The following is a 10,443-nucleotide window of genomic DNA, read 5'->3' as shown; positions in this document are numbered from 1 at the left end:
CCGTCGTCATGAGCAGACCTTGCCGTCCTTCGGCACGGTCCCCTTCAACAGGTACGTGTTCACCGCCGAGTCGACACAGTCGCTCCCGCTGCCGTACGCACCGTGCCCCTCGCCCTTCCAGGTGAGCAGCACGCCGACGTCCTTCCCGAGCTCGTCCGCCATCTTCCGTGCGCCCTCGTACGGTGTCGCCGGGTCCCCGGTGTTGCCGACCAGCAGGATCGGCGCCGCACCCGCCGCGCTCACCTCCGGGGTGTCGTACTGCCCGGCCACCGGCCAGTCGTGACACCAGCCGGCCGTGTCCCAGCCCAGGAAGTCCCCGAACACGGGTGAGATCTTCTCGAACTCCGGCAGCAGGTTCTTCGTCTCCTCGGCGGTCGGCCGCTGCTTGTCGTCCAAGCACGATATGACCCGTTGCGAGTGGGTCGTCGTGCCGTAGTGCCCCGAGGTGTCCCGCTCGTTGTAGCCGTCGGCGAGGGTAAGCAGTTCGGAACCGTCTCCGGCCTCGGCCGACTCCAGGGCGCTGGTCAGGCCCGGCCAGCCCTGCTTGCTGTACAGCGGCAGGACGATGCCGGTGACCGCGAGTGTCTGCGTCAGCTTCCGGCCGTCGGACGTGGGCAGCGGGTCGCTGTCGATCCGGTCCAGCAGATCCGCGATCTTCTTGCTGCCCTTCGCGGGGTCCTGGCCCGTCGACTTGAGGTAGTCGTCGAGTGCCCGTTGGAAGCCACGGGCCTGGTTCTGCGCGTGGCCCACCGAGTCGGCGCTCGGGTCGACGACCGCGTCGAGGATCAGCCGGCCCACGTTCTTCGGGAACAAGTGGGCGTACACACCGCCCAGTTCGGTGCCGTAGGAGATGCCGAAGTAGTGCATCCTCGCGTCACCGAGGACCTGGCGCATCAGGTCCATGTCGCGGGCGGTGTCGGTCGTCGACACATGCGCCATCAGCTTTCCTGCGGCCTTCGCGCAGCCCTTTCCGAAGTCGGTGGCGTCCTTGAAGTACACCTGTTCCTCGGCCGGGGTGTCCGGGGTGGAGTCGAGGGACTCGGCGGCCTGGATGTCCTTGTCGTCGCGGCAGCGGACGCCCTCGCTGGCGCCGACCCCGCGCGGGTCCCAGCTCACCAGGTCGTAGCGCTCGCGGAGCGAGGAGAACGTGGAACCGTAGGAAGGGAGCGTCGACACTCCCGAGCCGCCCGGCCCGCCGAAGTTGAACAGCAGCGAGCCCTCCCGGTCGCTTCCCCCGGCACGGGACTTGGTGCGCACCAGGGCGAGGCCGATCGTGTTGCCGTCCGGCTTCGACCAGTCCAGCGGCACCTTCAGGGTCGCGCACTGCCAGTCGCTGCCCGGCGCGGCGGAGTCGGAGGTGGCCTTGCAGCGTCCCCAGTCCAGCTTCTGCCCCGTCAGCGAGGCGGGCGGCTCGGCCGTCGTGGCGGTCGCTGCGGAGGAGGCGGCCGAGGACCGCGAGTCCGCCGTGCCGCCCTCGTCGTTCCCGCCCCCGTCCGACGCGCCGCTGCTGCAGCCCGTCATCAGCAGCGCGGCGGCGGCCCCCAGCGCCGTCCACCGTACGGATCGCGCCATGTGTACGTCCCCCCTCGCGGGCCGTCCGCACTCGGCGGCGGACGGCTGTCAGGCCATATTAGGCGGCGCACGGCCCACCCGTCGGGGCCTGTGGATAACCTTTTGACCTGCGAGTTTCTCGGAATTTCCGCGGCGGTGTCAGGAGCAGACGGTTCCCGCGGCCGGCACCTCGCCGTCCAGCAGATAGGCGTTCACCGCCGCCTGCACGCACTTGTTCTTGCTGCCGTACGCGCCGTGCCCCTGTCCCTTGTACGTCAGCTCGACCCCCACTCCCCGGCCCAGCGCGTCGACCATCTTGCGGGCCCCCTCGTACGGGGTCGCCGGGTCGCCGGTGTTGCCCACGACGAGGATCGGCACCGACCCCGGCGCGCTCACATCGGGGTGGTCGGCGGCGCCGGGCACGGGCCAGTCCGTGCAACTGACCATGGACCAGGCCAGGAAGTCCCCGAACACGCTGGAGGCGGCCCGGAACTCCGGCAGCTTCTGCAGCACGTGGGCGGTGGAGTAACGCGGCTTGTCGTCGGCGCAGTTGATGGAGATGTTGGCGGCCGTGATGTTGCTGTACTCGCCGTTCTCGTTGCGGCCGTTCATCAGGTCGGACAGCAGCATCAGGACCTTGCCGTCCCCGGTGTAGGCCTGTTCCAGTCCCTCGGTGAGGTACTCCCAGAAATCCTGCGAGTACAGCGCCTGCGCGATGCCGTTGGTCGCGGCGCTCTGGGTCAGCTCGCGCGGGAAGATGCCCGGGATCGGCTTGCCGTCGAGGTTCTCGAGGAGCTTCGCGATCCGGTCCTCGACGTCCCGCGCGGTGTCCCCGACGGGGCAGTCCTGCGTCCTGGACGTGCAGTCCTCGGCGTAGTTGTCGAGCGCGAGCTGGAAGCCCCTGGCCTGTCCGAGGGAGCTCTGCTCGGACGTCTGGGTCGGGTCGACGACCGCGTCGAAAACGGCGCGGCCCACGCTCTTGGGGAACAAGTGGGCGTACACACCGCCCAGTTCGGTGCCGTAGGAGATGCCGAAGTAGTACAGCCTGTCGTCGCCGAGGATCTGGCGCATCAGGTCCATGTCCCGGGCCGCGTCCGTGGTCCGTACGTTCGGCAGCGTCTTCGCGGAGTTCTTCTCGCAGGCCGCGTTGAAGTCCTTGGTGTGGTCCTGGAGCGCGGTGCGTTCGACGGCGTCGTCGGGCGTGCCGTCCTGCTGGAAGTACGCGTCGAGCTGCCGGTCGTTCTCGCACCGCACGCCGGCGCTGCGGCCGACCCCGCGCGGGTCGAAGCTGACCAGGTCGTAGCGGGCGCGCAGGGCCGCGTACTCCTCTCCGAAGGCAGGCAGGGTGGAGACGCCCGAGCCGCCGGGCCCACCGAAGTTGAAGATCAGCGAGCCGATCCGGCGGCTCTCGTCGCCGCTCGCCCGGGCCCGGATCAGCGCGATGCCGATCGTGTCGCCCTTGGGGTCGCCCCAGTCCAGGGGCGCCTTCATCGTGGCGCACTCCCACTGGTCGCCGTCGGGCAGCGGGGACGGGGCGCTGCCGCCGCCCTCCGCCTGGGACGGGGCCGGGCAGTCCTTCCAGCTCAGCTCCTGTGCCGTCAGATCCTCGTCCTGTGCGTCGCCGCCGCAGCCCGCCACCATGGAGGACAGGAGCAGGGCGGTGACGGTCACGGCGGCGGCAGCGCGCGGGCGGGACGGGTTCGGCATGATCCCATCCTGCGGTCGCGCCCGGGCACGCGCGCGGGGCGCGGGCCGTACGAGGTACGGGTGCCGGTGCCCCGCTACAAGGCGCCCTTGCGGGACAGGTGGTTGAAGGCAAGCCAGCCCGGCAGCACCGGCAGCCACAGCGTCAGCAGACGGAAGAGCAGCACCGCGGGAGCCGCGACCTCCTTGGGCAGGCCCACCGCGATCAGACCGACCGTCAGCGTCGCCTCGACGGCACCGACGCCGCCCGGTGTCGGGGCAGCCGACCCGAGCGCGTTGCCCGCGAGGAAGACGACAGCGACGCTGGCGATGCTGAGCGAGGTCGACTCGTCGCCGAACGCGCGGATCGAGGCGTCCAGGCACATCACGAAGCAGGCGGTGAGGAGGAGCATGCCGCCGATGCCGGTGATCAGCTTCTGCGGCCGCTGGAGCACGTCCAGCATGCGCGGCACGACACCGGCGAACAGGGACCGTACGCGCGTGCTGACGAACTTGCGCAGGAACGGCACCGAGGTCACCACGAGCACGAGCACCGCCACCGTGAGCAGACCCGCGATGACCGTGCGGGACGGCGACAGCGACGGTGTCTTCTCGGTGCCGGTCAGATATCCGAACGACAGCAGCATCAGGATGTGGCAGCCGAGCCCGAACAGCTGCGAGGCGCCGACGCTGGCCACCGCGAGGCCGGGCCGCACCCCCGCGCGCTGGAGGAAGCGTGTGTTGAGGGCGACCCCGCCGACCGCGGCCGGCGCCACGATCTTCACGAACGACCCGGCGACCTGCGCGGCCACGGTCCGCGGGAAGGGCACCCGCTCCGGCACGAACCCCAGCAGGCTCATCGCCGCGGCCACATAGCTCACCGCGGAGAAGAGGACCGCCGCGGCGACCCAGCCCCACTCGGCGTTGGCGACGAGCGGACCGAACTCGATGTGGGTGAGCTGCGTCAGCAGGAAGTACGCGCCGATGGCACCGGCGATGAAGCTCATCAGGGTTTTCGGTCGCACCCGCTCCAGCCGGGCCGGTTCGACCGGTGCCTGCGGCCGGATCAGCAGTACCTCGTGCCGGATCTGCGTCAGCAGATCCTCCTCACGGGCTTCCTCCAGCGCGTCGTCGATGGCCCGCTTCTCGGCCCGCGCCTCCGCGCGGACGGCCTTCTTGTCCGGCTTCTCCAGGACGACGGGTCCGGTGCCCTGCCCTGCCGCCTCCAGGCGGGCCTGCTTGGCCTGCTGGGAGGCCTCCAGGACCGCCTCGCGCTCGCGTTGCGCACGCTCGCGTGCCAGTCGGCGCAGTGTCGCGCGCGTGGAGCGCGTCAGGGCGATGGGCTGGAGCATCGGCAGACAGTCCGCGACCGCGTCCGGTCCCAGCACGCCCACCGCGGAGGCCACCGCCCGTTCGGCGCCCACCCGCAGGCCGAGCGTCGTCACCAACTGGGCGACGTCCATGCGCAGCAGCAGATCGCCGGCCGCGATCTCCCCGCCGCGCAGATCGGTGAGGATCACCGTGCCGGAACGATCCACCAGGATCGCGTCACCCGCGAGCCGGCGGTGCGCGATCCGCCGCGACTGGAGTGCCTGCACCTGGTGCCAGGTGTTGCGCAGCAGGTCGTCGGTGATCTCGTCGTCGGCCAGCGAGTCGAGGGTGCGGCCGCCGGTGTGCTCGTAGACGAGCATGACCGCGTCGGGACCGAGCTCGGAGGTCGCGATCAGTTTCGGCGCGTTGGCGCCGGCCGCGATGGCCGCGTAGGCGAGCAGCGCCTCCTGCTCGAGTGCCTGGCGCAGCGACTGGAGGCTGCTGCGGGTGGCGAAGCCGCGCAGGGTGAGGTTGCGCCACGCGCGATAGAAGAACCCCTGGGCCTGCTGTTCCCGGTCGACCACCGTGACGTCGAGCGGGGGGCCGTCCTCCAGGGTGACGAAGTAGCGTCTGCCCCGGTCGCTCTCCGCCGCGTCCGGCGCCTCCTCGCGGGCCGCGCTCACCGGGTGGAAGCCGACGTGCCGCAGGCCCGCCATCAGCGTCCGTCCCGTGGGGCGCACGTTCGGGGAGCCGACCGCGTACAGCGTCCCGTACGCCACGGTCCAGCCGATCAGCACCGTGAGGATGATCGAGAACGGTGTCGTGTAGCCGGTGACGAGCATCGAGAAGGCGTCGAGGAGCAGCACGATCCACAGCACCGAGCGCCAGCGCGGCCGACGGGACATGCCGACGGCCGTCATATAGGCGATGACGGGCGCCAGGTAGCCGTGTACGGGGTCGGTGAGGGCGTGGATGTCACCGGGGGAGGGCTGGGTGAGTGCCTCCTGGATCGAGTCCGGGGCGCCCTTGGCGACCCACAGGTCGGTGGCGAGGGTCACACCGTGCGCGAGGACGGCGGCGAGTACGCCGTCGGCGATGCGCAGTCCGTCCCGCTTGATCAGCCGCTCGATCGCGAACGCGACCGGCACCAGCAGGATCGCGATGCTCGACGCCAGACCCGCGATCTTGATGAGGAGATCGGGCGCCTGTCCGGTGCCCTTGTTGATGTCCTGTTCGAGGCCCGAGGTCGTCCCGTGCGCGAAGGCGGCGATGCCCAGGAGCAGGGCCACGGCGAGCACGCCCACCAGCAGCCGCATCAGGTCGGAGGGGCGGTGCACACGCGCGGGGAGCAGCGGTTCGTCGCCCTCTACCTCGTCGATGTGCACCTCTTCCCGTGCCTCGTCGGTGGTGTCCGGGCGCGAGGCAGCGTCAGAGGTGCTCTCCCCGCCCTCAGGATGCACGCCCTGCTGCTTCATCGTCTCTTCTTGGTCTCGTATCACCGGTCACCGCCCGCACGATGGTGGCATGCCGCACTGACACACGGGGGCATCAGGGTGCAAACGCGGGGGCGCACAGTCTGCCTGAAGCGCCGCCCAGGGGCGAGGGTCACACAGGGTCGCGGGCCCGTCGCATTGTCGGTGCCGTGGGGCAGGATGGGGCGGATGAGCGAGCAGAGCCTTCCGGACGACGCCCGCCCGGAGTACACCGACGCGCTGCCGGAGTACGCCGAGCGGGTTCTCGAGGTCGCGGAGCTGATCCCGCCGGGGCGGGTCATGACGTACGGGGACGTCGCGGAGTGGCTGGAGGAGGGCGGGCCGCGACAGGTCGGCCGGGTGATGGCCCTCTACGGCGGCGCCGTCCCGTGGTGGCGTGTGGTGCGCGCGGACGGGTTGCTGCTCCCGGGGCACGAACTGCGGGCACTGGACCGCTACCGCGTCGAGGGCACGCCTCTGAAGCAGGCGAGCAGGGCCGCCGAGGGGCACCTGCCGCGTCTCGACATGAAGCGGGCGCGGTGGGACGGCGGTGAACGCGCGGAAGGTCACACCTGACAGCTTCCGCCATCGCACGGGGTCGAGGGGAGCTTGTGGCTCGTATGGGGGAAACGGCGCAAAGGGGGCACGTCTGCGGGATGGCGTACGTTCGAGGGGCGAGGGACCCGCGTGGCAGGCGGGCCGAGAGCGGCGTGAGGACTGTGCGGGCCGTGAGGGCCTCGAGGGCTGTGCGAACCGTGCGGGCCGTGAGGGAAGAAGCGGAAGCCATCCTTGCGAACCGCTCCTCGGCGTAGCGTCGGCTGCACACGTCCCCCTCATCCCGTGATCACCGCTCTCCTCGAGTGGTGATCCGTCAACCAGTACACCCACCAGGACCGGCGAACCACGTGAGCTCCTCTTCCTCCACCAGGCGCCTGTCGCACCCCCAGGGGCGACAGGGGAACCGTGGCGCTTACCGACTGGTGCGTACCCCGCCGGCTCTGCCGGATCCCCCTCAGCTGGACGCCACCCAACGCTCCGTGGTTGACCACGGGGCCGGTCCGATGCTCGTCCTCGCAGGTCCGGGCACCGGGAAGACCACCACGCTCGTCGAGTCCGTGGCAGCCCGGGTCGCTCGCGGCGGCGACCCCGCACGCATCCTGGTGCTCACGTTCAGCCGCAAGGCCGCCGTGGAGCTGCGGGACCGGATGGCGCACCGCATGGGCGCCGCCCGCGCTCCCCAGGCGACCACCTTCCACTCGTACTGCTACGCCCTGGTCCGCGCCCACCAGGCCGCCGACCTGTTCGTGGAACCCCTGCGGCTGCTGTCCGGCCCCGAGCAGGACGTGGCCGTCCGAGAGCTGCTCGCCGGCCAGCTCGACCTGCAACGGCTAGGCCTGACGCATGTGCGCTGGCCGGACGAACTGCGTGCCTGCCTCACCACGCGCGGCTTCGCCGACGAGGTCCGCGCGGTGCTCGCCCGCAGCCGCGAACTGGGCCTCGACCCCGCGGCCCTGGACGCCTTCGCGCACCGCATCGGCCGCCCCGACTGGCGCGCCGCCGCTGCCTTCCTCGCCGAGTACCTCGACGTACTCGATCTGCACGGTGTGATCGACTACGCGGAACTCGTCCACCGCGCGGTCCTCCTCGCCCACCGCCCGGAGATGGCCGAGCGGCTCGCCGGGCAGTACGACGCCGTGTTCGTCGACGAGTACCAGGACACCGATCCGGCCCAGGTCCGGCTGCTGCACGCCCTCGCCGGCGGTGGCCGCAGCCTCGTCGCCTTCGGCGATCCCGACCAGTCGATCTACACCTTCCGGGGCGCCGACGTGAACGGCATCCTCGACTTTCCCGAGGCATTCCCCCGCCCCGACGGCCGTCCGGCCCCTGTGGAGGTCCTGCGCACCTCCCGCCGCTCCGGCGCCGCCCTGCTGGCCGCCACCCGGCTGGTCACCCGGCGGATGCCCCTGACCCGCCTCCCGGCCGAGAAGGTCCGCGCCCATCGCGAACTGACCGCCGCACGCGACGGCGGCCGCGTCGAGGTCTACACGTATCCGACCGCCGGCACCGAGCTGGACAACGTCGCCGACATCCTGCGCCGCGCCCACCTCGAGGAGGGCCTGCCCTGGAGCGAGATGGCCGTCCTGGTACGCGCCGGCTCCCGCACGATCCCGACGGTCCGCCGCGCCCTCACCGCCGCAGGCGTCCCCCTCGACATCGACGGCGACGACCTCCCCCTGCGCCATGAACCGGCCGTGGCGCCCCTGCTGACCGCCCTGCGGGCAGTGGCGACGGCCGAGGCCTCCGCACCACCGGCGAGGGACGAGGACACCGAAACCGATCCGGACGCGTGCTGGCTCGACACCGAGACCGCCCTCACCCTCCTCGCCTCCCCCCTGGCCGGCATGGACGCCGCCGATCTGCGCCGCCTCGGACGGGCGCTGCGCGAGGAGGAGCGCTCCGCGGGCAACGCCCTGCCGCCGCCCTCCGACCAGCTGCTCGCGCGTGCCCTGGCCGAGCCGGAGCGGCTGGTCGCCCACGACCCGACGTACGCGCGCGGTGCCCAGCGCCTCGGCGCGCTGCTGGCGACGGCCCGGGAGGGTCTCGCGCGTGGCGGCACGGCCGAGGAGGCGCTGTGGGACCTCTGGGACGGCACGCCCTGGCCCGGGCGTCTGGAGCGGTCCGCCCGGCGCGGCGGCGCGGCCGGCCGCAACGCCGACCGGGACCTGGACGCCGTGTGCGCCCTGTTCGCCACCGCCGCGCGCGCGGAGGAGCGCACGGGCGGCCGGGGCGCCCTGAACTTCCTGGCCGAGATCGAGGCCGAGGACATCGCCGCCGACACCCTCACCCGGCGCGCCGTGCGCCCCGACGCCGTACGTCTGATGACCGCCCACCGGGCCAAGGGCCTCGAATGGAGCCTGGTCGTCGTGGCCGGTGTCCAGGAGGGACTGTGGCCGGACCTGCGCCGCCGGGGCTCCCTCCTGGAGGCGGACCGCATCGGCCGCGACGGACTCGCCGAGCCGCTCACCCCGGGCGCGCTGCTCGCCGAGGAGCGCCGCCTGTTCTACGTCGCCGCCACACGCGCGCGTGCGCGCCTCGTCGTCACCGCCGTGAAGGCGCCCGCCGACGACGGTGACCAGCCCTCCCGCTTCCTGACCGAACTGGGCGTCGAGCCCAAGGACGTCACGGGCCGCCCCCGCCGCCCCCTGGCGGTCGCCGCGCTGGTCGCCGAACTGCGCGCCACGACGGTCGACCCCCGCGCCTCCGCCACCCTCCGGGAGGCCGCCGCGCGCCGCCTGGCCCGGCTGGCCGCGCTCGCCGACGAGGACGGCAGGCCCCTGGTGCCGTCCGCCCACCCGTACCGGTGGTGGGGCATGTTCGAGCCGACCGAGAGCAAGGTGCCGCTGCGCGACCGCGACCAGCCCGTAGTGCTGTCCGGCAGCGCCCTCGACCAGCTCGCCAACACCTGTGCCCTCCAGTGGTTCCTGGGCCGCGAGGTGAAGGCCGACGCCCCCGCCACCGTCGCGCAGGGCTTCGGCAACGTCGTGCACGTCCTCGCGGACGAGGTCGCCTCCGGACACACCCCGGCCGATCTCGACGTCCTCATGGAGCGTCTCGACTCCGTGTGGAACGCCCTGGCCTTCGACGCGCCGTGGAAGTCCGCGCAGGAGAAGACACACGCGCGTGTGGCGCTCGAACGCTTCCTGAAGTGGCATGTGATGGACCGCGCGGGCCGCACGCCGGTCGCCAGCGAGCACGACTTCGACGTCACCCTCGAAGCGGGCGAGTACGAGGTGCGCATCCGCGGCCAGATGGACCGGGTCGAGGCCGACGGCGAAGGCCGCGCCTACGTCGTCGACTTCAAGACCGGCAAACAGGCGCCGACCGCCCGCGAGGTGGAGCGACACCCCCAGCTCGCCGTCTACCAGCTGGCAGTCCGCGAAGGTGCGGTCGACGAGGCCTTCGACGGCGTACGGCCCGCACCGGGCGGCGCCGAACTGGTCCAGCTGCGCCAGAGCGCCGCCAAGCGGGACGGCGGCGAGAGCCTGCCCAAGGTGCAGGCGCAGGAAGCTCTTGAGGGCGCGGCGGGGGAGTGGGTCGGTGACCTGCTCGCCACGGCGGCCGGCAAGGTCCTCGACGAGCGGTTCACGCCGAGCGCCGGCCAGCAGTGCACCCACTGCGCGTTCCGCGCCTCGTGCAGTGCCCGGACCGAGGGCCGGCACGTGATCGAGTGACGGACGCGGCCGACCGACGTGCGGCCGACCTGTGCGGCCGACCGACGTGCGGCCGACCTGTGCGGCCGACCGACGTGCGGCCGACCCGTGCGGCCGACCGACGTGCGGCCGACCCGTGCGGTCGGCGCGTGACCGACCCGTGTGACGGACCGCACCACACGTACTGACCTGCGTTTATCCGAGACGCGGCGGGC

The 10,443-nt window shown here is 72.2% G+C and carries 5 protein-coding genes; 2 read left to right on the top strand and 3 right to left on the bottom strand.

Annotated elements, in window-relative coordinates:
- Nucleotides 1-6: 6 nt before the first annotated feature.
- The 3 genes from ACFWBB_RS24550 to ACFWBB_RS24540 form a co-directional block, all read right to left on the bottom strand.
- Entirely contained in the window at nt 7-1,572 is a 1,566-nt protein-coding gene (locus ACFWBB_RS24550; RefSeq protein ID WP_385276348.1) for an alpha/beta fold hydrolase, read from the bottom strand.
- Nucleotides 1,573-1,710: 138 nt separating this feature from the next.
- Nucleotides 1,711-3,258 (bottom strand): alpha/beta hydrolase, encoded by a 1,548-nt coding sequence (locus ACFWBB_RS24545; RefSeq protein ID WP_385276345.1) that lies wholly within the window; start codon nt 3,256-3,258, stop codon nt 1,711-1,713.
- Between the two features lie 74 nt (nt 3,259-3,332).
- Nucleotides 3,333-6,020, bottom strand: a complete 2,688-nt coding sequence (locus ACFWBB_RS24540) for a lysylphosphatidylglycerol synthase domain-containing protein (protein WP_385276342.1) — start codon at nt 6,018-6,020, stop codon at nt 3,333-3,335.
- A 186-nt stretch (nt 6,021-6,206) separates the two neighbouring features.
- Between ACFWBB_RS24540 and ACFWBB_RS24535 the strand changes: the two genes are divergently transcribed.
- Entirely contained in the window at nt 6,207-6,593 is a 387-nt protein-coding gene (locus ACFWBB_RS24535) for an MGMT family protein (protein WP_385276339.1), read from the top strand.
- Between the two features lie 329 nt (nt 6,594-6,922).
- Nucleotides 6,923-10,249: an ATP-dependent helicase gene (locus tag ACFWBB_RS24530; protein ID WP_385276336.1), complete on the top strand. Its 3,327-nt coding sequence runs from the start codon at nt 6,923-6,925 to the stop codon at nt 10,247-10,249.
- Nucleotides 10,250-10,443 lie beyond the last annotated feature (194 nt).

Source organism: Streptomyces sp. NPDC060000 (assembly GCF_042737375.1).
Lineage (GTDB): Bacteria > Actinomycetota > Actinomycetes > Streptomycetales > Streptomycetaceae > Streptomyces.
The sequence above is the reverse complement of the archived record's forward strand: the minus strand, read 5'-3'. Positions and strand labels throughout refer to the sequence as shown.